General features: G+C 69.7%; 18 protein-coding genes and 7 pseudogenes. 11 read left to right on the top strand and 14 right to left on the bottom strand.

Annotated elements, in window-relative coordinates:
- Positions 1–44 precede the first annotated feature (44 nt).
- Positions 45–413: a hypothetical protein gene (locus HYE82_RS11770; RefSeq protein ID WP_256987097.1), complete on the bottom strand. Its 369-nt coding sequence runs from the start codon at positions 411–413 to the stop codon at positions 45–47.
- A 486-nt stretch (positions 414–899) separates the two neighbouring features.
- Between HYE82_RS11770 and HYE82_RS38935 the strand changes: the two genes are divergently transcribed.
- From HYE82_RS38935 to HYE82_RS11755, 3 genes and pseudogenes are all read left to right on the top strand, one after another.
- Positions 900–1,664, top strand: coding sequence for a VOC family protein (locus HYE82_RS38935; RefSeq protein ID WP_179173940.1), 765 nt, complete (start codon positions 900–902; stop codon positions 1,662–1,664).
- A 254-nt stretch (positions 1,665–1,918) separates the two neighbouring features.
- Positions 1,919–2,770 carry an SMI1/KNR4 family protein gene (locus HYE82_RS11760; RefSeq protein WP_179173939.1) on the top strand — a complete coding sequence of 284 codons (852 nt, stop codon included), beginning with the start codon at positions 1,919–1,921 and terminating at the stop codon, positions 2,768–2,770.
- 221 nt (positions 2,771–2,991) lie between these two features.
- Positions 2,992–3,126: pseudogene (locus HYE82_RS11755) on the top strand (VOC family protein); the annotation flags it as partial.
- 386 nt (positions 3,127–3,512) lie between these two features.
- Here HYE82_RS11755 and HYE82_RS11750 read toward each other — a convergent pair.
- The gene (locus tag HYE82_RS11750; RefSeq protein ID WP_179173938.1) at positions 3,513–3,926 is read right to left on the bottom strand and encodes a hypothetical protein; all 414 of its coding nucleotides are present in this window, start codon (positions 3,924–3,926) and stop codon (positions 3,513–3,515) included.
- Between the two features lie 393 nt (positions 3,927–4,319).
- Here HYE82_RS11750 and HYE82_RS38930 point away from each other — a divergent pair, with 393 nt between their 5' ends.
- The gene (locus HYE82_RS38930) at positions 4,320–4,592 is read left to right on the top strand and encodes an ATP-binding cassette domain-containing protein (protein WP_218782512.1); all 273 of its coding nucleotides are present in this window, start codon (positions 4,320–4,322) and stop codon (positions 4,590–4,592) included.
- Between the two features lie 333 nt (positions 4,593–4,925).
- On the opposite strand, the gene HYE82_RS38925 is transcribed toward HYE82_RS38930, so the two are convergent.
- The 3 genes and pseudogenes from HYE82_RS38925 to HYE82_RS11730 form a co-directional block, all read right to left on the bottom strand.
- Positions 4,926–5,690: a DUF6223 family protein gene (locus HYE82_RS38925; RefSeq protein WP_306439566.1), complete on the bottom strand. Its 765-nt coding sequence runs from the start codon at positions 5,688–5,690 to the stop codon at positions 4,926–4,928.
- Between the two features lie 116 nt (positions 5,691–5,806).
- Entirely contained in the window at positions 5,807–6,223 is a 417-nt protein-coding gene (locus tag HYE82_RS11735; RefSeq protein WP_179173937.1) for a hypothetical protein, read from the bottom strand.
- A 216-nt stretch (positions 6,224–6,439) separates the two neighbouring features.
- Positions 6,440–6,712: pseudogene (locus tag HYE82_RS11730) on the bottom strand (oxidoreductase); the annotation flags it as partial.
- A 479-nt stretch (positions 6,713–7,191) separates the two neighbouring features.
- On the opposite strand from HYE82_RS11730, the gene HYE82_RS11725 reads away from it, so the two are divergent.
- Positions 7,192–7,845, top strand: coding sequence for a hypothetical protein (locus tag HYE82_RS11725; RefSeq protein WP_179173936.1), 654 nt, complete (start codon positions 7,192–7,194; stop codon positions 7,843–7,845).
- 152 nt (positions 7,846–7,997) lie between these two features.
- Here the strand turns inward: HYE82_RS11725 and HYE82_RS37920 are convergent, their stop codons facing one another.
- The 7 genes and pseudogenes from HYE82_RS37920 to chvE form a co-directional block, all read right to left on the bottom strand.
- On the bottom strand, positions 7,998–8,303 hold the full coding sequence (locus tag HYE82_RS37920; protein ID WP_179173927.1) for a hypothetical protein: 306 nt from the start codon (positions 8,301–8,303) through the stop codon (positions 7,998–8,000).
- 71 nt (positions 8,304–8,374) lie between these two features.
- Positions 8,375–8,579 (bottom strand): annotated as a pseudogene (locus HYE82_RS11715) (transposase); the annotation flags it as partial.
- A 227-nt stretch (positions 8,580–8,806) separates the two neighbouring features.
- Positions 8,807–9,292 carry a hypothetical protein gene (locus HYE82_RS11710; RefSeq protein ID WP_179173935.1) on the bottom strand — a complete coding sequence of 162 codons (486 nt, stop codon included), beginning with the start codon at positions 9,290–9,292 and terminating at the stop codon, positions 8,807–8,809.
- A gap of 455 nt (positions 9,293–9,747) precedes the next feature.
- Positions 9,748–10,029: pseudogene (locus HYE82_RS11705) on the bottom strand (hypothetical protein); the annotation flags it as partial.
- Between the two features lie 233 nt (positions 10,030–10,262).
- Positions 10,263–11,498 carry a multiple monosaccharide ABC transporter permease gene (gene mmsB / locus HYE82_RS11700; protein ID WP_179173934.1) on the bottom strand — a complete coding sequence of 412 codons (1,236 nt, stop codon included), beginning with the start codon at positions 11,496–11,498 and terminating at the stop codon, positions 10,263–10,265.
- Positions 11,499–11,501: 3 nt separating this feature from the next.
- Complete coding sequence (mmsA, locus tag HYE82_RS11695; RefSeq protein WP_179173933.1) at positions 11,502–13,049, bottom strand: multiple monosaccharide ABC transporter ATP-binding protein; 1,548 nt, start codon at positions 13,047–13,049, stop codon at positions 11,502–11,504.
- A gap of 97 nt (positions 13,050–13,146) precedes the next feature.
- Positions 13,147–14,241 (bottom strand): multiple monosaccharide ABC transporter substrate-binding protein, encoded by a 1,095-nt coding sequence (gene chvE, locus HYE82_RS11690; RefSeq protein WP_179173932.1) that lies wholly within the window; start codon positions 14,239–14,241, stop codon positions 13,147–13,149.
- Positions 14,242–14,641: 400 nt separating this feature from the next.
- Between chvE and HYE82_RS11685 the strand changes: the two genes are divergently transcribed.
- Entirely contained in the window at positions 14,642–15,673 is a 1,032-nt protein-coding gene (locus HYE82_RS11685) for a LacI family DNA-binding transcriptional regulator (protein ID WP_309144284.1), read from the top strand.
- A gap of 66 nt (positions 15,674–15,739) precedes the next feature.
- On the opposite strand, the gene HYE82_RS11680 is transcribed toward HYE82_RS11685, so the two are convergent.
- Positions 15,740–16,000, bottom strand: a complete 261-nt coding sequence (locus HYE82_RS11680; protein WP_179173926.1) for a hypothetical protein — start codon at positions 15,998–16,000, stop codon at positions 15,740–15,742.
- Between HYE82_RS11680 and HYE82_RS11675 the strand changes: the two are divergent.
- The 5 genes and pseudogenes from HYE82_RS11675 to HYE82_RS11660 form a co-directional block, all read left to right on the top strand.
- Positions 15,905–16,769: pseudogene (locus HYE82_RS11675) on the top strand (FGGY-family carbohydrate kinase); the annotation flags it as partial. The gene HYE82_RS11680 and the pseudogene HYE82_RS11675 sit on opposite strands and share 96 nt — an antisense overlap.
- A 120-nt stretch (positions 16,770–16,889) precedes the next feature.
- Positions 16,890–17,228, top strand: a pseudogene (locus HYE82_RS11670) (hypothetical protein); the annotation flags it as partial.
- A gap of 65 nt (positions 17,229–17,293) precedes the next feature.
- Positions 17,294–17,473: pseudogene (locus tag HYE82_RS37915) on the top strand (hypothetical protein); the annotation flags it as partial.
- Positions 17,422–17,598 (top strand): hypothetical protein, encoded by a 177-nt coding sequence (locus HYE82_RS11665; protein ID WP_179173930.1) that lies wholly within the window; start codon positions 17,422–17,424, stop codon positions 17,596–17,598. The pseudogene HYE82_RS37915 and the gene HYE82_RS11665, both read left to right, overlap by 52 nt.
- Positions 17,599–17,717: 119 nt before the next feature.
- Positions 17,718–19,118 (top strand): GH1 family beta-glucosidase, encoded by a 1,401-nt coding sequence (locus HYE82_RS11660; RefSeq protein WP_179173929.1) that lies wholly within the window; start codon positions 17,718–17,720, stop codon positions 19,116–19,118.
- Between the two features lie 550 nt (positions 19,119–19,668).
- On the opposite strand, the gene araA is transcribed toward HYE82_RS11660, so the two are convergent.
- Positions 19,669–21,180: an L-arabinose isomerase gene (gene araA, locus HYE82_RS11655; RefSeq protein ID WP_179173928.1), complete on the bottom strand. Its 1,512-nt coding sequence runs from the start codon at positions 21,178–21,180 to the stop codon at positions 19,669–19,671.
- Positions 21,181–21,227 lie beyond the last annotated feature (47 nt).

Here is a 21,227-nt window from a genome sequence, read left to right as displayed (position 1 = left end):
GCGGCGCACCGAGGCTCCGCACCGCCCGCCTGGTGAGCAGCGGACTACGCCGGGCAGGTGGGAAGCGGGTCGGTCTCGCTGTAGACGTCGATGTCCCGCATGTAGCCCCACTTGCCGTTGTCGGCCTGGGTCCACAACCACCGGTTCGGGTGCGGCCCGCCGACGTAGTCCCCGTAGTCGGTACGGCACTCGAACCAGCTGGTGGTCGTGTACATGTAGCCCACGATTTCGCCGCCGTACCGCGACTGGTACACCGGGGCGCCGTAGACGTTCTCGCAGTACCAGCGGCCGGTGTTCCAACAGCCGGATGCGAGTTCCCCGGCGGACGCAGTGGGCGTTGTCAGCGCGAGCGACGCGCCGAGGGCCAGCGCCGCCAGGCCGGCTTTCATCGCCCCTGTACGAAACTTGGTCATGTTTCTCCCTTGACGAGGTCCTGTCGTCGGCGAGGCGGCAAGGGCCGGTGTCCGACTTCCCGCCACCGCGCACCGGAAGTCTGGGGCGACCGCCTCAGCCGGGGACAGCCTTTCGAAACTCCTCGAACTGTGGCCGTGCGGAAGGGTTGCAGTCACCTCTGGACGCAGGAGTACGCCGGCGCGTACAGCTGGTCCGGTGCTCCGTCCGGTGCGTCCGAGCCGTACCGGGGCCGCCGGGTGGCGCCGGCGCTTGGCGTGCGAGCCTCGAACGGCCCGGCCGAGCCCTCGTTCGAAGCCGATGCCGGCCGGGCGCTTCTCCTCCCGGTCGGCCGTCCATCAGGCCGCTGCGGCCTCGCAGCGGGCGGCGAAGGCAGCGAGCGCGGCGAAGTCTGGGTCGCGGAGCCCGTGGCGGTGGGCGGTCGGGGCAGCGAGCTTGCGCGATGCGAGGGGCCGTGTGCGCGCGGACACGCGGGGCAGACGCGCGGCATGACCGTGCAGAAGATGCCCGTAATCGCCCTCGACTGCGCCGACCCCAAGGCCCTGGCGCAGTTCTACGCCGACCTGCTGGGCGCAGACGTCCGGCCCGACCCCTCCTCGGACGGTGTGGAAGTGGTGGGCGCGGCCGGCGTCAGGATCGCATGCCGCCGTGATGCCGGTTTCGCGCCGCCGAGTTGGCTCCGGCCGGAGGACTCCCAGCAGGCGCACCTGCGGATCGCGGTGGCCGCCGCCGACCTTGACGGCGTCGGGCCCAGTGGCGAGCCGTACCGCAAGCTCCGTCGGAAGGGTGACGTTGCGCTCGCTCGCCATCATCACGGCCCTCCACCGCACTCCGGGGTCCGGGTCTTCGGTGAGCAGGGCGAGCGCGTCCGGCGGCAGGAAGCTGTTCTCCGTGACGCTTTTGCGGAGCAGGGGGTCTGGGTGGGTGACGGCGGCTTTCACCGCGACGGGCGCAAGGCAACAGTGACGGAGCCAGTGCAGGACGCCGTCGGGCAAGGGATCCAGCGTGAACACGCGGCGCAGAATGTCATCCGGAGCCGACCGATTCGTGGCCAACCCCGAGATCCACTTCGCGTGCAGAGCGCTGTCGGCTTCGAGTTCTCGCAGGGCCTGGTCACGAGCCTCGTCCGTCGCCTCCGCCACACCGAACGCGACCTGGGTCAGCTGATCGTCCTTGTCCACCATGGCGTGATCCTCTCAAGCCCCACGCAGATCGGACCGTCCGGACCGAGCGGACCCTCGCCGCCCGGCTGATGGTCACCACCGACCGGACACCGACGGGGAGTGCGGGACCGGGGCGACAAGGAATGAGGAGCCCTTTCCAGCCTCCCCGGAGTGGGACCTACGGACCCCGCCCCTCACGGACAGCACCCCAGCCGCTGCCCCGTCCCTGGGAAGTCGGCCCGGAGCCCGGCCGCCTGCGGGACACGCGAACGCCCCTGCCGGCGGCCGCGCGGCAGCATCATCCAATGGTCCGATTGTCGGCAAGGCCTGATATAGATCCGCTGGTGCGAAAGACGCGCTACGTCGACGAACGGTTGAGGGACATGGACTACCTGGCGACCGCCCTGGCTCTGGCGGCTGCGCGCCCCGAACGCTCGGATGCCGCCATAGCCCGACTTGACGCGCTGGAGGCGCAGCACGGCCAGGCACTTCCCCGGTCGGTACGCGACTGGTACGCCCTCGCCGCCGCGACCACGATCCTGGAACCGGCGCGCCACGCCGATCACGTCTACCCGGTCGAGAGCCTCGGCCGGCCGGAGACGTTCTACTGGCCGACCGACGACGAGGAATGGCCGGAAGACCTGGACGAGCAGGAGGAACGCGAATTCGCCCCCCTGGCACACGACCTGCTGCCGTTCCTGCAGGAGAACCAGGGCGTCTACTGCCTTGCCGTGCAACTGGACGGCTCCGAAGACCCGCCCGTGCTGCTCTCCTGGGACGGCGTGCAGCCCGGCGGCTGGCTGCCGCACGCGGACACGTTCGCCCAGTGGGTCTACACGCGGGTATGGGACTTCGCGCTCCTCCGCGGCTCCGGCATGCTCCAGGCAACCGCCACGCAGGTCACCGCGGCGGAGCTCGAGACGCTGGGACGACGGCTCGAGGCGCGTCCTGTGACGAGAACGGACCGCGAGGAGCAGCGGCGCTTTGCCGGTCCCGGCGACGAACAGCGACTGCTCCTGTTGTCCCCGTGGGCCGACGGAGGCGACTGGAGCGCGTACTTGTGGGCGTCGACGGCCGACCTGCTGATCGACCTGGTCGACACCGTCCGGCCGGTACTCGCCCTCGGAGAGGTGCGCGCCGCGTCCCGCGAGCCCAGCGGGACGGTCAGGCATGCCCTGGAGCGAATGTGCGCCTGACGCCGCCGCACGGCCGGCGACGCCGCGTGCGCCTGAGGACCTGGTGCGGACGCCGCAATTGCCGGGACGTCCGTGCCGTCCTGCAGTGGCAGAGCGTCAGACGGGCGTCGCTACCCCCCGCGAACACCGTCCACGCCAGGCGTGGTGGAGAAAGCCGACGGCCGGTGTCGTGCGGCCGGCCAGCCGGAGGCGGCCGATGGATCAGGCTTCGGCTCCTCCGGCGCCTGGCCACGCTGGAGGTCGAATGCGCACCACTGGTTCGCTCGGCGGTACGCGTGCGACTGCTGCCCGCCGACGACGACAACGAGTCGTGCATCGTGATGCAGGACATCGAGGGCAACGAGTTCCTACTCGACCGAGCATCCTCCGAGACGGGAACGTGGGGAGCCGGCTCCCTGGGGCAGAGGGGCGGCCACGGCGGAAGCCGCCGGATGGCTCCGGCCACGACGACGCACTGCTGCAGCCCGGCACTCGCTGTCGGCGGCGACCACTAGGATCGGCGGCCGTGGAACCTGACATCGTGCCGGGGGCCTCTCGTCGTCTTGCGGCCGCTTGGGCTCTCTGCAGGCTGTCGTCGGGCTCCTGTTGGGGTTCGCAGCCCGGCGTGTCTGTGTTCGCGTAGCCGGCGAGTGCGGCGGCGATGCCCACGAGGACGAGCAGGCTCGGTATTCGTATGGCGGCATCACGTGGTTCGCGTGGTGGCTGAGGGGTGCGGGCCTTGCGACTGAGGGCCGGAGCCCGGTCACGTCAACGTCCCGCCGTAGATTTCCACGTGCGCCAGACCTCGCTCCCCGAAGCGGATCTCGACACGCACGTGGTCGGCAAGACCGTCTTTGCCCGTGCCGATGCTCCCGTCCGAGCAGAGATCGGCGTCAGCGCAGTGGCGGACGGTGGCGTCGGGGTAGGAGGCGCGCAACCACGTTTCTGCCTCGGCTTGCGGGATCTGGAAGCTCAGGTTGTACCAGGTGGTCTGCCACTGGCCCTTGGTGCACCGCTTGTGCTGCGTGCCCTCGGGCGGTTCGACGGCACGCACGAACCGGACGGCCTCGCCGCAGGAGACGGGTGCTTTGCCGTCCAAAGTCGCCTTGACCTGGAAGAGGAACCAGCCGACCAGGGACAGCGCGCCCACTGCTGCGGCGGCCGAGATTGCGATCACGGTGTTTCTGCGTCGAGCGGACAAGGGAGCTCCCTGAAGATGATCACTGAACATGTTCAATGATGAGTTTCGGTGCCCGTTGGTTCCACCACGCTGGTGTGCAGCCTCGGTCGCGGGGGGCTGCCCGTGGCCGCTATCTCAGAGAGGGTCGCGCCCAGTTACCGGTCCGTATCGCTGAGCGCCGATGGCTGGGTCTCGTACCGTTGCAGAAGTTCTTCACCGGCCCGGATCCGGCGCCGGACGGCGATGCAGGCGGACCGCAGCGTGGCCATCAGCCGAGCCTGCTCACCGTCCGCACTGATCGGGAACGCCACCGTGGCCGACAACCTGTAGACCGCAGTCAAGCCGAAGCGGTCCTCGCAGCGAGGCCGCCGGGTCGGAGTCTCCGACGCCCTGGAGCAGGTGGGCCTCGCGGGGCGGGAGAAGGAGAAGATCCACCTGCTCAGCGGCGGGGAACAGCAGCGGGTGGCCCTGGCCCGGCTCATGGTCAAGCAGCCGGCGCTCGTGCTCGCCGACGAGCCGACCGGCGCCCTGGACCACACCAACACCGTCATGGTCGTAGACATCCTCCGCGAGATGAGCGACGCCGGATGCGCCGTCGTCATTGCCACGCACGACGACTACGTCCGCGGCCGATGCGACACCGTCTTCGACGTGGGCGCGTAGACCGTCTCGCTTTGGCTCGTCAGGGTGAACTTTCGTGAAGACCCTGATGAGCCTGGTGTAGCGGTTGTATCCCGTGATGCGTGAGGTACGCGGATGGGGGAGGGCTGACTGCTGCGGGGCGTCAGCGCCGCGAATCGGTACGGATGCAGGCAGCCGGGCTGTTCAGCAGAAGGTCAAGCCGTCGGAGGTGGCACGGAGGGTTGGGTGGACAGCACCGACGCAGCGGTGTGGCGCCAAAGGGTGCAGCTGATCCTTCGCGCATTCGATTAACTGCGATTACTCACCGTGCCAGCACCACAGAAGTTGAGCCAGAGCCGGATTTCACCTACGCAGTCACGAACCCGAGACGCCCTGATGCACGCGAATCCGGACTGGCCGAGGTCGTAGCCGACAGCCTCCGGTACCCGCCCTCGTCCCGTCGTCCTGAGCAACCACCGGCCGTACGGCGCCCGCATCGTCGCGGCACTTCACACCGAGACAGGAGCCGTTCGTACTCTTCTCGGTCCCGCAACGCCAGGTGCGGCACCCGAGAACGAGGAACCACTTCTGCCGCTTCCTGGCGTCCATCGATCGGCCGTCCGGCGCCCCACGACAACTCGGGTGCTGACCAGGGCTGCGGTGGGGGTGGCCAACCGGGTCGAGCTTGGCCTCGCCGGGGATGTGCGGGGGGCAGAGGGTTCGGTGGGAACGGGAGCGGGCCCGCCGGCCGAGGGTGACGGCGATCAGGCCCAGGAGCATGGCGAAGTAGGCGCCGCCGAGCCCGTTGCCGGTGCCGAGACCGCCGTCGGCGGTGGCCGCGACCGTCCCGCCGACGGCCACGGCGATCAGACCCGCGACGAGAGCCGTGACAGCTCCGTTCCGCCGGGCCCAGGTGACGATGTGTCCCTGCCTGGCGGGACCGGCCAGGGCCAGGCCGCCGGTCACCGCGCCGAGGAGGCCGACCAGTGCCGACAGGGAGGCGCCGACCCGGCCGGAGCTCACGGTGTAGACGCTTGCGGCGACCGGCTGGACCGAGGGGTCCGCGACGGCCGGTTCGACGAGCGCGAAACCGCCGATCAGGACCGCAGCGGCAACGGTGAGCACGGATCGAACGGACATGAGGTGTCCTGCCTTTCTGCTACGGGTGGGAACTGGTCATTCCTGAGATCGCGGGCCCCGGGCCCTGACCGTTGGTTTACCGTCGAGGTCGCCGTCCACAGCGGTCCACCAGGCGGCTACGAGCTGGCGGCAGGGCGCAGCGGCAGGCTCCGGGACAGTGTCCGGACCAGGGCCAGGGTGCTGAGGGCGAACATCACCACGCCCAAGGGGACGTGGAACGAGGGCAGGTGGGCGATGCCCAGTACGACCTGTGCCGAGGCGAGGAGGAGGAAGCCGGTGGCGTACAGGACGGGACGGAGGGAGCCGCCGCCCGGGCGCCAGGCCAGGACCGCGGCGAGCACGTACAGCATGGCGGCCGCGTACATCACCTTCGATCCGACATCGTGCATCAGATAGCCGTGGGAGGAGGTCAGCAGCATGCCCGCGGTGACCGCCTGGAAGAAGAGGGTCAGCGTCTGCAGGGCTATCGCGGTCCTGAGGAAGGTGAGGCCGCGCGGCGCGGCGGCCGTCGTCTGTCCGGTCTGTCCGGTCATGGTGTGGGTCCTCTTGTGGTGTGCGGCGATGGACGGGTGCTTCCGAGCCGTTGGCGTCAGCACAGGGTGAGCAAGGTCTCGGAGTGACGCGGGTCAGCTTCTCGGGGTTGCGGATGAAGCGGAGGCCGGCTGCCGCTGACGACAGTGGGCTCCCAGGTACTCGCGGCCTCGACCAGGTCCTGCGGGTTCCCGGTCTCGAAGGCGCGTTGGAAGATTTTCGGCCACGGCGACGACCTGGGTCTCGGGTTCGACGGCGGTGACGCGGGCCAGTCCCAGCCGTACCCCCGCGCCCACGGAGACGTCGGCGAGATGTGGAGCCACGATCTCCTGGCCGGCCGCGAGCCGGTCCAGGCGCAGCCGCTGGACGAAGTCCGGCTCGGCGTTGACCACGGTGATGTCGGTGTCCGCCGGGGACAGCCGACGGGCCAGGGACCCGGCCGCGTACGCCCCGGCACGGCCGGCGCCGAGGACGACGATGCGGTGCTTCATGTCTCCTCCTCCTCTGTCTCAAGGGGTTCGGCCTCAAGACACCGCGTGATGGGCCGCTGTGACATGCTGTGAGGCAGATCACTCCAAAGGTGTGGCTTGACACACGAAGTCCTCGCGCGCCTCCACGCGGGCCGCGTCCGGATCGGCAGGCGCCGACCGGAACTCACTGCTGACGGGACCACCGGCCCAACGGCTCTCGGCGAACGGGAGAAGAGCCGCCCGTCAGTCGCTACACGTCGGCGTGCCGGGGACGACGGTGTAGGGCACCTCGGGCCGGCGTCGCGGGCTGCGCCCTCGCACGGTCGGCCCGGCCGCCGCCGTCCGCTCCGGCGTGCCTGCGTGACACGCCCACCGTTGGCCCCTGACGTCCGGCGGTCCCTGATCGAGCCATGCTCGAAGAAGCCGAGCAGCCGAGAGCTGAGAGCGGACGCTCAGCCAGCTTGCCCGGGACAGTGGCGAAGCCACGGACTGGAGGATTCATGCCGTACACGTCGAAGGCACCCCGGCACCTGAGCGGTCTGCGGGACGCTCGCTATGGCGAGATTCTGCTCATCTCGCCGGACGGGGGTGGAGCTCTCAAGGCTGAGGTCTACAACACTCTCGGTCTCAACGACTGTCCGCTCGAACGGTGGAAGGCGCTCGACCCGCGTGCGCTGGCGGAAGAGTTCCAGGTACCGATGGTGTATCTGAACGGGCCGCGCTTCTGGGTGGTCGACGAGATCACGGCGTTCGCGTGGGGGGACACGGCAACGTTCACCGGCCTGGAGGCCCGCTTGGTGGCGGAGCTCCGCATCCCCCAGGAGCTCGGCCTCACCGACACGAAATCCAAGAACTTCTACGTCGATGCCACGGTGGAACGGGACACGGAGTACATCCTGCACAGCGGCAAACCCGTCCACGAGCTGCTCGCTCCGGACAGCCGGACCTACGTCATGCAGACGTACTCCCACATCGTGGACGACAGCCTGACGATCGACTCCCTGGCCGCCCTCGGCGAACGGCTGCACCTCCCGCAGGGCTGGCGGTACCGAGTCCGCACCGCGGAGGAGGACCTGGCCATTCGCACGGTCAATGGAGAGGCCCACGTCCTGCAGGACGAGCTGGACAACACATACATGCTCGTCCCCCGCTGAGCGGCTGCCGAGGCTCTGTTCGCGTGATGCGCGCCGTCGGCCGGCCTGCCGGACGGGGCGGGCTGCTGTTCAGGGTCGTGTCGACCGTGACCAGCAGCCGCTGCTGTCCGTGTCCCGCCCCCCGCCGGGGAGCCCCTACCCGAGCGGAACGCTCAGCCGGCCAGCGGGACGGCGAAGTCGCAGGCGGGGTCAGTCGGGGCGAGCTCGGACCACTCCGCGAAGTAGACCTCGGGATGCGACCCCGACGCCGTTAGGCCATGTTCTAGAAAGCGCGGGCAGCCTACGACCTCGTATCCGCCTTCTTCCAGGACTGCGACGGAGGCGAACTCGGGCTGGGCGACGACGAAGGTGTTCTCGGAGTCGTTCAGGTCGCCGATCGGCAGGAACAGGGCGTCCTCGGACGGGTCGTCGACGTGGTCGCCGTTCTCGCTGTCGGCGCAGTAGTACCTGGCGGCCACTGAACCCTCCCCATGCGTATGCTGCCCAATGCCGTGATCAGGACGGCACGGCTGTGCGGGCGACCGCCGGTTCACAGCCACAGGTGGATCGCCGCCATCTGGACGGTCGCCTCAAAGCGGCAGGCAAGCTTGTCATACCGGGTCGCGACCGCCCGGTGCTGCTTGAGGCGGCTGATCCCGCACTCAACTGCGTGGCGCCTTGCAGTCCTCCCGGTCGAAGGCCGGCGGTCGGCCACCAGAGCGGCCACGGCGCTTGCGGTTGCGGCCCTGGTCGGCCACGGTCGAGTCCACGCTGACCAGGCTGAGATCGTGCCGCGGACCGCCGCCTCGGCGATCACCGCGTTGAAGTAGCTGCGCAGGTCAGGGACAGGCCCGAACGCGTCCAGCGGCAGGTGCGGCTCGATCAACTCCCACTCGGCATCGCTCAGATCGCCAAGAGTCCGCAACCGGTCTACCGCACCCAGCGCCCGCCTGAAGCGGAAATGACCGATCCAGTGATCAACTCAGAACAGACCCTGGTTGCATGAGGTGAGGAGTCGGGCCGCCGCAGCTTCGAGTTCGGCGCGCGGCAGCTGCTGGCATTCCAGCGGTGCGCACACCTCAAAGGCGAGGTTGCGAATCTCGCCGGACAGGAGCACCTGGAGGTACTCGGGGCCACTCGCTTCCTCACGGCCCAGCAAGAGCTCGACGGTGAGCCGTGTGCCGTCCGTGAGCCGCCGCGATCCGCTCTGCGGTTCGCCGTCAACCAGCATGAATTCCTTCTCGTACCGGCCTTCGGTTGGGGAGGCCAGCAGCCACTGGGCGAACGCGGCAGCCCGTGGCGCGCCACCGAGCAGTGTCGTGCGTCCGATGAAGTACGCGTCGAAGCACCAGGTGCCGTCCGGATCCTGGCCGACCGCCAACCACAGTTCCTCAACGGGTTGGCCAGGGTAATGACTGCCGCGCCAGCCGAATCGAAACCCTGGTTTTTCATCGTGCTTGCCGGACACCGTCAAGCCTTCTCTCCCCCCCCCGAACTGCGGCAGGCAGTTCACCGGACACATGCCCCCCTGGCGACCAACCCAGTCAGACCAGGTCACCGCATCGCCGAAGACTACCCGCGCGCCGCGCGGCCCAGATCCGGGAGAGCATCCGGGCACTGATCGGCCTCGAGTGCCGGACGCGAATCCCGAGCCGTCGGCCGTCTCACTCCGTCGTTTTTGATGAGGCCGCCACTGCACGGGGCGTCGTTGCCTTGGCGGTGTCTCACCCTTCCACTGGTCTCGGTCCGGCTGTCGCGGGCACCGCCGAATGCGGTGAGTGACGAGCCGACTGAACCCAGTCACTGAGACGCTGGCACGGCAGCCAGGCTTGTCAGCTTCGCTTCGGAGACCTTCTTCGGCACGGAGTGGGGCTGGATGCACAAGGTCGTCGACCCGGGCACGGCGATGGTCTCTTCGTTGGTCACGCGGGCGGGCCGGCCGGCCGCCCGGCGCGCCATGCAGGCGCCGCAGGCGTGGAAGAGGCCCTCGTCGTCGCACGGCTGGGCCAGGACCAGGACGGCCGCGACGAAACCGATCACCGGGCCCGGCCGGGCGGCCCCTGCTGCGGCGTGGTCGAGGGAGACCGCTACGCGTGGGCGCCACCGCCGACGCCGGGCGGCCCTGGCGACCGACGCGGCGACGGCGGGGACGGAGAGCGTGGCGGCCAGCAGGAAGTGGCCGCCCGTTCCGTGCGCCGGGCCCACACGCAGCCGACGACCGTCTCCTCCGTCGTGGCGCGGAAGAGGCGTGTCAGGTGGTTCGCACCTCGGCGCCCGGCGGTACGAGGCTGGGGCGGATGGCGAGCTCCGTGCCGTTCACGTCCCGTCGGCCTGGCAGGCCCGTGCAGGCCGATGCCGACGGCGGGCGGGCCGGAGGCTCGTCATGGCCCACGCGGCCGCGGCCGCCGGGGCCTGGGGTGGCCGGGGGAGGGGCAACGTCACGTTCCGGCCCTGCGCTTGTTGTAGACGTCGAAGCCGACGGCCGTCAGCAGTACCAGGCCCTTGATCACCTGCTGGTAGTCGGTACCCACGCCGACCAGCGACATGCCGTTGTTCAGCACGCCCAGCACCAGACCGCCGGTGAGCGCACCGAGGACGGTTCCCACACCGCCGCTCGCGGAGGCGCCGCCGATGAACGCGGCGGCGATCGCCTCCAACTCGAAGTTGATGCCGGCCTGCGGCGTACCGGCGTTGAGCCGCGCGGCGAAGACCAGCCCGGCCAGGGCCGCGAGGACGCCCATGTTCACGAAGGCCAGGAAGACGACCCGCTTGCTCTTCACCCCGGACAGCCTCGCCGCCGCCGCGTTGCCGCCGATGGCGTAGGTGTGCCGGCCGAGGATCGAGTTGCGCATCACGTATCCGAAGCCGACCAGCAGGACGCCGAGGATCAGCAGGACGATCGGCACCCCGTGGTAGCTGGCCAGCAGCAGCGTGAAGGCCACCACAGCCGCGGTGATCGCGCCGAGCTTCACCAGGAACAGCCCGGCCGGAAGCGGTTCCAGCCCGTATGAGGCGGCCCGCCGCCGTCCGCGCACCTCCTGCAGGATCGCTACGGCCAGCACCGATAGGCCCAGCAGCAGCGTGAGGTTGTGGTAGTCGGTGTGCGGGCCCACTGCGGGGAGGAAGCCGCTGCTGATGTTCTGGAAGCCCTTGGGGAACGGCGCCACCGACTGGCCCTGAAGGAGGATCTGGGTCCCACCGCGGAACAGAAGCATCCCGGCCAGCGTGACGATGAACGAGGGGATCCCGAGACAGGCGATCCAGAACCCCTGCCAGGCTCCGGCGAGAGCCCCGATCAGCAGCGCGGCCACCAGCGCCACGGGCCACGGCATCCTGTGCTCGACCATCATCACCGCCGCGGCCGCCCCGACGAAGGCGGCGAGCGACCCGACCGACAGGTCGATGTGCCCGGCGATGATGACGATCATCATGCCGATGGCCAGGATGAGGATGTAGCCGTTCTGCTGGATCAGATTGGTGATATTGAGCGGCTGGAGCAGGATGCCGTCCGTCCAGAACTGGAACAGCAGCACGATCAGCGCCAGCGCGACCAGCATCCCGTACTGGCGCAGGTTGCCGCGCAGCGCCCGGGCCAGTACGGCCCCGGCCGACGAGCGTTGGCCGGTTTCCGGGGTGCTGGGCGTGGTCTCTGGGGTGGTATCGGTCCGGGCCATGCCTCACACCTGCTTGTGGGGGTATGCCGCGCTCATGGTCATGAGCCGCATGAGGGATTCCTGGGTGGCGTCCGCGCGGGTCACCTCACCGGTGATCCGGCCTTCGGCCATGGTGTAGATCCGGTCGCACAGGCCCAGGAGTTCGGGGAGCTCGGAGGAGATGACGAGTACCGCCTTTCCCTGGGCCACGAGTTCGGCGATGACGGTGTAGATCTCCGCCTTGGCACCGATGTCGATGCCCCGGGTGGGTTCGTCGAGGATCAGCACCTCCGGCTCGGCGAAGATCCACTTGCTGAGGACGACCTTCTGCTGGTTGCCGCCGCTGAGCTTGCCGGTCTCCGCGAACACCGAGGGGGCCTTGATGCTCATGGTCCGCCGGAACGATTCGGCGATCCGCGCCTCCTCGTGCCGGTCGACCCAGCCCCGCCGGGCGACCTTGCCGAGGGCGCTCAGCGAGATGTTCCGGCTGATGTCGTCGCCCAGGTTGAGGCCGAGCTGCTTGCGGTCCTCGGTCACGTACGCGATGCCGTGCCCGATCGCCTCCGGCACCGTCCGGGTACGGATCTCCCGGCCGTGCAGCCGCACCCGGCCGCCCGTCCACCGTCCGTACGAGCGGCCGAAGACGCTCATGGCCAGTTCGGTGCGGCCGGCGCCCATGAGGCCGGCGACGCCGACGATCTCGCCTCGACGGACGTTCAGCGAGGCGCCGTCGACCACCCTCCGCCGGTGGTCGATCGGGTGCAGGACGCTCCAGTCCTCGATTTCGAAGGCGACCCCGCCGATCTCCGGGGCGCGCTCGGGGTAGCGGTGTTCGAGGTCGCGGCCGACCATGCCGCGGATGATCCGCTCCTCGGAGATGCCCTCGGAACCGACCGCGATGGTCTCGATGGTCCGCCCGTCGCGCAGGATGGTGACGGCGTCGGCGACCCGGGCGATCTCGTTCAGCTTGTGCGAGATGAGGATGCAGGAGATGCCCTGGGCCTTGAGTTCGAGGATCAGGTCGAGCAGCTTGCGGCTGTCCTCGTCGTTCAGGGCGGCGGTCGGCTCGTCCAGGATGAGCAGCTTGACCTTCTTGGCGAGCGCTTTGGCGATCTCGACCAACTGCTGTTTGCCCACGCCGAGATCGGCGATCCTGGTGTGCGGGCTCTCGTCAAGTCCGACCTGCTGGATCAGTGCGGCGGCGTGGGCAAGCGTCCGGTGCCAGCTGATGACACCCCGGGTGGCGTGCTCGTTGCCGAGGAAAATGTTCTCGGCGATGGACAGGTAGGGCACCAGAGCGAGTTCCTGGTGGATGATGACGATGCCGCGCTGCTCGCTGGCCCGGATGTCCCGGAACCGGCAGGGTGTGCCCTCGAAGTAGATCTCGCCGTCGTAGCTGCCGTGCGGGTGGACCCCGCTGAGTACCTTCATCAGCGTGGACTTTCCGGCGCCGTTCTCACCGCAGACGGCGTGCACCTCCCCTGCGGCGACGGTCAGGTTGACCTCGGAGAGAGCCTTGACACCGGGAAACGTCTTGCTGATCGACCGCATTTCGAGAACGGGTCGGGCCATGGGTGTGCATCCGTATCGTCGGGGCGGTGCGTGCCGGGCGGTCTCCCGGGCATCGCACCGCCGGTCGGCGCCGGGCCCGCCGGTCGGACCCCGTGGGCTACTTGAGCTGGTCCGCGGTGTACTGACCGCTGTCCACCAGGACCTTGTGGTAGTTCTCCTTGTCGACGCTGACAGGCTGGAGCAGCTGCGCCGGTACGGTCTTGACGCCGTTTTCGTACTGGCCGGTGTCGTTGACCTCGGGCTTGCCGCCGGTCAGCAGCGCGTCGCCCATCTGGACTGCGGTCTTGGCCAGTTGGCGGGTGTCCTTGTAGACGGTCTGGGTCTGCTCGCCCGCGATGATCGACTTTACCGAGGCCAGTTCGGCGTCCTGGCCCGTGACGACGGGCAGTGACTGGCCGGTGCCGTAGCCGACTCCCTTGAGTGACGAGATGATGCCGATCGAGATGCCGTCGTACGGCGAGAGCACGGCGTCGACGCGGGCGGCGGTGTACGACTTGCTCAGCAGGTTGTCCATCCGGGACTGGGCGAGACCGCCGTCCCAGCGCAGTGTGGCGATCTGGTTGAAGGAGGTCTGGCCGCTCTGCACGACCAGCTTCTTGTCGTCGATGTACGGCTTGAGGACGCTCATCGCACCGTTGAAGAAGAACGTGGCGTTGTTGTCGTCCGGTGAGCCGGCGAACAGCTCGATGTTGAACGGGCCCTTGCCTTCCTTGAGACCGAGTTTGTCGACGATGTAACTGCCTTGGAGCACCCCGACCTTGTGGTTGTCGAAGGTCGCGTAGTAGTCGACGTTCCCGGTGCCGCGGATCAGCCGGTCGTAGGAGATGACGGGGACGTGGGCGTCGGCGGCCTTCTGCAGCACGTTGGTGAGCGAGGAACCGTCGATGGCGGCGACCACCAGCAGCTTGGCCCCCTTGGTGATCATGTTCTCCACCTGGGAGACCTGGTTCTCCACGACGTTGTCGCCGTACTGGAGGTCGGTCTTGTACCCCTTGGCCTGGAACTCCTTGACCATGTTGTTGCCGTCGTTGATCCAGCGCTCCGACGACTTGGTCGGCATCGCGATGCCGATGAGGCCACCTTTGGCGTCTCCGCCGGCCCCGCCGTCGTCCGCTCCATTGGCGCTCTGGCCGCAGGCTGCCAGCGACAGCGTCAGACCCACGGTGACAAGGCCCGCTGAAAGCTTCCGCACACTTCCTCCAGTGATGTTCCGCGACCGGCACAGTGCGACCCGGCTGGGCGACCGGAAGCGGTCGAGCGGGGCCGGCCGGGAGCCGTTTACTCGTGCTGTGCGAAGTCGGGTTGCAGTGGCTCAGGCCTGGCGATACCTGAGTGTTAACGCTCACAACTGGGTCGTCAAGGGGCTGTTCGGATCACCGTTGGGTTACAACCCACAGGCGATCAGCCACCGTGTCCCGGCCACCGGGCTGGGAAGTGGGGCGGCTCTCGGAGTGGCCGGCTGCGGGCTGCAGTGTCCCCGGCCCACCGGATGGTGGCACCCCGCCGCGTGGGCTTGTCCCCGTCCACGCTCGCACGGCCTTCGTAGGCGGTCGGTGGCGTACCGTAGCCCGGAGTCGAGGAGGGAAGTGCGAGTGGGAAACGACAGTGCCGGGACGGAGCGGCGCCACCCTGTGATGGCGGACGTGGCGAAATTGGCCGGCGTGTCCCACCAGACGGTGTCCCGGGTGCTCAACGGTGCCCCGCATGTGCGGCCCGGCACTCGGGAGCGGGTGCTCGCCGCCATCCGGGAACTGGACTACCGGCCCAACTCCGCTGCCCGCGCCCTGGTCACCCGCCGCTCGCAAACTCTCGGCGTGGTCAGCTTCGAATCGACCCTCTACGGTCCCGCCTCGATGCTGCACGGCATCGAGCAGGCTGCGCGCAGTGCGGGGTATTTCGTCAGCGTGACAAGTCTGCGCTCCCTGGACGGCCGCTCGGTTCAGGAGGCGGTCGACCGACTGCGCGACCAGGGCGTGGAAGGCGTTGTCGTGATCGCGCCCCAGATCTCCGCCGTCAGTGCGGTGGCCAAGCTCTCCAGCTCCGTGCCGGTCGTCGCAGTCGGACCGGGCAGCCAGTCGCGGGTTCCGATGGTCTCGGTGGACAATAGGTCCGGCGCCGAAGCGGCCACCAGGCACCTGCTCGATCTGGGTCACCGCACCGTGCACCACCTGGCCGGCCCGGTCGGCTGGCTGGAGAGCCAGGACCGCCAGGAGGGCTGGCGCGGCGCGCTGGAGGCCGCCGGAGCCCCCGTGCCGCGTGTCGAGCCCGGCGACTGGAGCGCGCGCGCCGGCTACCAGGCGGGCTTGCGGATCGCCGAACTGGGCGACGTCACCGCCGTCTTCTGCGCCAACGACCACATGGCGCTCGGCCTGCTGCGCGCCCTGCACGAGGCCGGCCGCTCGATTCCGGGCGACATCAGCGTGGTCGGCTTCGACGACATTCCCGAGGCCGCGTACTTCACCCCGCCCCTGACCACCGTGCGGCAGGACTTCGGCGAGCTCGGCCGCCGGGCCCTGGAACTGCTCGTCGAGGAGCTGGAGGGCGTCGCGCACACCCATGCTCACGTGCGGATTCCGCCCGAGATGGTGCTGCGCCGCAGCGCGGGTCCCACCACCCGCCGTTGAGCCGGCACCGTCGGACCCGAGGCTGACCACCCCGGCGGCCCACGCTCACCGCCGCGTCGGACACACTCAACCGAGGGTTTGGTCGCTCTCTTGACAGGCCAGATTGTTAACGTTAACAATCTGGCTCTCAGAGATTTCCCCTTCAACTCCGCTGGAAACAATGCCGGTTTCCGGTGCGAAGGATGAGAAAGTGACCTTGATCCCTGCCGTCCGGGCTCGGACAGGTACGTCGTCGGCCTCGACTTCGGCACCCTCTCCGGTCGTGCCGTGGTGGTCCGCGTGCATGACGGACAGGAGCTTGCGACCGTCGTCCACGAGTACCCGCACGCCGTCATCGAGCGCGAGTCACCCGGCACCGGGCACCCACTACCCCCTGACTGGGCGCTGCAGCACCCCGAGGACTGGCGCGAGGTACTGCGTACCGTCGTTCCCGCCGCGCTCGCCGTCTCCGGCGTCGATCCCGCCCGCGTCATCGGCATCGCCACCGTCTTCACCGCCTGCACGGTTTTGCCGGTGCTCGCCGACGGCACCGCGCTCGCCGAGACCACCGAGTGGGCCGCTCACCCGCACGCCCGGCCAAGCTCTGGAAGCACCACGCGGTCGCCGCCCTGCACTCTGGGTTCGCCGACTTCGCCCGCCCCCTCTGGAGCACCCCCTCGCCCCGCTCGGCTCCCGGGTCGGCTCGCTCACCATCCGGGCGGCCCAGTGGACAGGGCTGCCCGCGGACATCGCGGTGGGCGCCGGCAATGCCGGGCTCCTACCGCTACGAGGCGGGTCAGAGTGCCGTCGGCACATCTTCGCCCGGTGGTTGCGCCTCCCGGCCCACTGCCTCGCCGAGACGGTCGGTGAGGACCTGCACGAGCTCCTCAGCCGCAAGGCCGCCGCCCAGCCCGCCGGTGGGCACGGGTGGCGCTCGACTGGATGAACGGCAACCGCTCCACCCTGGTCGACCACCACCTCTCCGGCGTGATCGTCGGCCTCGGACTCGACACCCGCCCCCGAGGAGATCTACCGCGCCCTGCTGGAGGCCACCGCCTTCGGTACCCGCGTCATCGCCGAGGCCCTGGAGCAGGGCGGTGTCCCCGTCACCGAGTTCCGAGCGGTATCTCCAACGACGAGCCGTCGCCCCAGAACGTGATCCTCTGCGACCTCGACAGGAACGTCGTGATGGCGACCCCGCGCCCTCCTCCGAGACCGCCGAGCACTGACCCAGGGGATGCGACCTCGCCCCTTCCGAGCCGATGACGCCCGCCCCTACGGCGGGCGTCGCTCCCCTCCCCGCCGCGTTGAACGGAGTAGTCGCGTGTCGCGAGACGCACTCGTGCCCCATGGTGAACTGACGGTGACCCAGGAGACTGCCGCAGAACTCCCGGACGGGCGGCGTATCACCCGCTGGACGTTCGGCTCCCCGGAGGGCGTGACGCCGGAGGTGCTCAGTCTGGGAGCCCGCTTGCAGGCCCTGCACACGCCGGACCGGCACGGGCGGTGTGCCAACGTCGTTCTGGGCTGCGAGAGCACGGCGGACCTGTTCGGGGAGGCTGCCTACTTCGGCGCGACGGTCGGCCGCTACGCCAATCGCATCGCCGGCGGAACGCTGCCCCTCAACGGCTCGCGTACGCGGGCATCGCACTGGAGACCCAGCACTTTCCGGACTCGCCCAACCGGCCCGAGTATCCCTCCACCCACCTGCGCCCGGGGGAGGAGTACCGCTCGATGACGGTGTACCGCTTTTGGCCGAGTAGGGAAGGTTGCCCTCGACCGCTGACGCCCGTCCGGGGAAGTTCCGGGTCCTCGCGGTGACGGACGCGGGCAGGTCGGACCGCAGCATGACCGTGTGGCCGTTCGGCGAACACGGCGGCTGCGGCTCCGACCCACCCGTCCAACCGCCCTGGCTGCGCGAGCGCCGCCTGGCACCGGAGCTCTGACCGCCCTGTACCGCCGGACCGGGCAGACCGCGCAAGGGCGGCCCTCGCGCCCGGCCGCTCCACTCACTGAGCCACGCCCCCGAGACCGAGGAGCCCGACAGACCCATGAGGTACCGCCCATGAGCACCCTGGCCTTCCCGGAACTGCCCGCCGGGTTCCGTTTCGGTGCCGCGACCGCCGCCTATCAGATCGAGGGCGCCCACGACGAGGACGGCCGCGGCCCGTCCATCTGGGACACCTTCAGCCACACCCCCGGCCGTACGTTCGCCGGTGCCACGGGCGACACCGCCTGCGACCACTACCACCGCTACGGCGAGGACATCGCCCTCCTGCGCGGGCTCGGCGTCGACGGCTACCGCTTCTCGATCGCCTGGCCCCGTCTGCTGCCCGGGGGCACCGGACCGGTCAATCCCAAGGGCATGGACTTCTATGACCGCCTGATCGACGATCTGCTCGCCGCCGGAGTAGCCCCCGCCGTCACCCTCTATCACTGGGACCTGCCCCAAGCCCTGGAGGACCGCGGTGGCTGGCGCGTCAGGGAGACCGCCGAGGCGTTCGCGCAGTACGCGGCCCTCGCGGCCGAGCGCTACGGGGACCGGGTGGAGCGCTGGATCACCCTCAACGAGCCGTACTGCTCCGCCTTCGTGGGCTACGCCGAGGGGCGGCACGCACCCGGTGCCGAGGAGGGCTGCGGCGCGCTGGCAGCTGCTCACCACCTGCTGGTCGCCCACGGCCTCGCGGTACGGGAGCTGCGCGCCGCGGGCGCCCAGGAGGTCGGGATCACCCTCAACCTCCACCGCATCCATCTCGCCTCCGCCCTCCCCGAGGACCGGGCCGCCCTGCGCCGTGCCAAGGTCCTCCACAACGAGGTCTGGACCGAGCCGCTCCTCGCGGGCCGCTACCCCGCGCACGAGGCCGAGACCTGGGCCGGCCTCGCCGACGGCCCCTGGAGACTGCGGGGCGACCTGGAGCTGATCGGCGCCCCGCTGGACTTCCTCGGAGTCAACTTCTACCGCCCCGTGACGTTCGCCGCCGCCCCCCACCGCGAAGCCGACCCCGAAATGCGTACCGCCGTGGACATCGGCGTCGCCGAGGTGGACCGGTACAGGGCCCGGCACACCACCATGGGATGGCCCGTCGTCCCGGACGCACTCACAGAATTGCTCCGCGAACTCCACGCCCGCTACCCGCGGCTTCCGCCGGTCTGGATCACCGAGAACGGCTCCGCGGAGGACGACACCGTCGGCCCCGACGGCCGGGTCCGTGACACCGCGCGGATCGACTACCTCGCAGACCACCTCGCCGCCGTCGCCGACGCCATCTCCGCAGGGGTGGACGTGCGCGGCTACTACGTCTCGTCGCTGCTGGACAACTTCGAGTGGACGCACGGCTACAGCCAGCGCTTCGGCCTGGTCCACGTCGACCACGACACCCTGACCCGGACGCCCAAGGACAGCTACCACTGGTACCGGGGCCTGATCACCGCGCACCGCGCGCAGGTGGAGGAACCCGCACGATGAAGTTCACCGACGGCTCCTGGCTGATGTGCCCGGCGTCACCACGCGTTGCGCCACCGAGGTCGCGGACGTCCGGACCGACGAGCACCGGATGACCCTCTACGCGCCGGTGAAGCACGTGCGCAGCGGTGGAGACGTGCGCAACAGTCCGTTGCCGACCGTTGAGTGCTGACCGCCGGCCGAGGGCGTGAACGGGGTCCACGTAATCCACCACGCCGGTTCGGTGCGGCGGGGGCCGGAGTACACGCTGCCCGGCGCGCAACCGGGATGTGGGGAAGGCGTACCGGGACGGCGCGGTGGTCGAGCTCAGTGCGGGTGAGCTGTCGCTGCGGGGGGACACCTCCCGGCCGTGGCGCCTGGAGTTCACCGCCGGCGAGCGGATGCTGACCGTGCGCGAGCGCGGCACCGGCTTCGCGGGCAGCCGGGCGAAGGGGGCGGCTTCCCGGCGCGGGCGTCCGCACGTTGTCTCCCGCACGGCGGCTGCCGTACGGGCATCGACGGCACCGCACACGATCACGGCCGTGCCCGCGGACCGGGCTGGGCGTCAACGGGTTCACAGTCCCAGTGCCAGCCGGTAGTACGCCTGGTTCCAGCGGAGGTCGCGCCGGAACTGCTTCGGGCTGGTGGTCTCGTCGATGAGGACGAGTTCCAGGCGGAGCATTTCCGCCAGGTCGTCGAGGTGGTCGGAGGTGAGGGCGGTGCTGAGGACGGTGTGGTGCGGTCCTCCGGCCGTCAGCCAGGATTCGGTGGAGGTCCGCAGGTCGGGGTGGGGCCGCCAGACCGCGCGGGCAACGGGCAGGGCGGGCAGCGGGTGAGGAGGTGCCACCACGTCGATGTCGTTGGCGATCAGGCGGAAGCGGTCGCCGAGGTCGGCGAGCCCGACCACCACGGCCGGGCCGGGGGCCGCGTCGAACACCAGGCGCACCGGGTCCTCCCGCCCGCCGATGCCGAGGGGGTGGATCTCGCAGCTGGGCCTGGCGGCCGCGATGGTGGGGCAGACTTCCAGCATGTGTGCGCCGAGGATGAGCTGGTTGCCCGCTGTCAGGTCGTAGGTGTAGTCCTCCATGAAGGAGGTGCCGCCCGGGAGGCCGGTGGCGGCGACCTTGAGGGCGCGCAGCAGGACGGCGGTCTTCCAGTCGCCCTCTCCTCCGAAGCCGTGCCCCTGGGCCATGAGCCGCTGGACCGCGAGGCCGGGCAGCTGGCGCAGTCCGCCCAGGTCCTCGAAGTTGGTGGTGAAGGCGCCGAAGCCGCCCGTTTCGAGGAAGGTGCGCAGGCCGGCTTCGATGCGGGCCGCGTAACGCAGTGAGTCGTGCCGTTCGCCTCCCGGTCGCAGTTCCGGCGCCAGCCGGTACAAATCCCCGTACTCCTTGACGAGGGAAGCCACCTCGGTCTCGTCCGCGCTGTCGACGGCCTCCACCAAGTCGTTGACGCCATAGGTGTTGACGGAGACGCCGAAGCGCAGCTGGGCCTCGACCTTGTCGCCCTCGGTGACGGCCACGTCGCGCATGTTGTCGCCGAAGCGGGCGACCTTGAGGGTGGCCAGTTCGGAGCGTGCGGCGGCCGCCCGCGCCCAGACCGCGATGCGTGCGGTCGTCACCGGATCGGTGACGTGGCCGGCCACCGTCTTGCGGGGTACGCCGAGACGGGCCTGGACGTGCCCGAACTCGCGGTCTCCGTGAGCGGCTTGGTTGAGGTTCATGAAGTCCATGTCGATGGTGTCCCAGGGCAAGGCCACGTTCGACTGGGTGTGGAGATGCAGCAAGGGCTTGCGCAGCGCGTCCAGTCCGGCGATCCACATCTTGGCCGGCGAGAAGGTGTGCATCCAGGCGATGAGCCCGATGCACCGGTCGTCGGTGTTGGCGTCGAGGCATATCCGGCGGATGGCGTTGGCGTCGGTCAGTACCGGCTTCCACGCCACGCGCGCGGGAATGCCGGAGGCGTCGGCCAGCGCGGTGGCGATCTGCCGTGACTGTTCGGCGACCTGCTTCAGCGTCTCCTCCCCGTACAGGCCCTGGCTACCGGTGAGGAACCAGATCTCCTGGGCGGGGGATGTTTGGCTGGGCACATGGACTCCTGAAGGTGAGGTCCCGCAACGGTGGTGCGGCGGGTGGG

The sequence above is a fragment of the Streptomyces sp. BR123 genome (assembly GCF_013401435.1).
GTDB lineage: Bacteria > Actinomycetota > Actinomycetes > Streptomycetales > Streptomycetaceae > Streptomyces.
Note: the sequence above shows the minus strand (reverse complement) of the source record. Positions and strands in the feature narration are given on the sequence as shown.

What these genes read in the sequence shown, in the direction of transcription:
- HYE82_RS11770 (WP_256987097.1), bottom strand. Translation starts at nt 413, where the DNA reads ATGACCAAGTTTCGTACAGGGGCGATGAAAGCCGGCCTGGCGGCGCTG.
- HYE82_RS38935 (WP_179173940.1), top strand. Translation starts at nt 900, where the DNA reads ATGACCGTGCAGAAGATGCCCGTAATCGCCCTCGACTGCGCCGACCCC.
- HYE82_RS38925 (WP_306439566.1), bottom strand. Translation starts at nt 5,690, where the DNA reads ATGTCCGTTCGATCCGTGCTCACCGTTGCCGCTGCGGTCCTGATCGGC.
- HYE82_RS11735 (WP_179173937.1), bottom strand. Translation starts at nt 6,223, where the DNA reads ATGACCGGACAGACCGGACAGACGACGGCCGCCGCGCCGCGCGGCCTC.
- HYE82_RS11725 (WP_179173936.1), top strand. Translation starts at nt 7,192, where the DNA reads ATGCCGTACACGTCGAAGGCACCCCGGCACCTGAGCGGTCTGCGGGAC.
- mmsB (WP_179173934.1), bottom strand. Translation starts at nt 11,498, where the DNA reads ATGGCCCGGACCGATACCACCCCAGAGACCACGCCCAGCACCCCGGAA.
- mmsA (WP_179173933.1), bottom strand. Translation starts at nt 13,049, where the DNA reads ATGGCCCGACCCGTTCTCGAAATGCGGTCGATCAGCAAGACGTTTCCC.
- HYE82_RS11660 (WP_179173929.1), top strand. Translation starts at nt 17,718, where the DNA reads ATGAGCACCCTGGCCTTCCCGGAACTGCCCGCCGGGTTCCGTTTCGGT.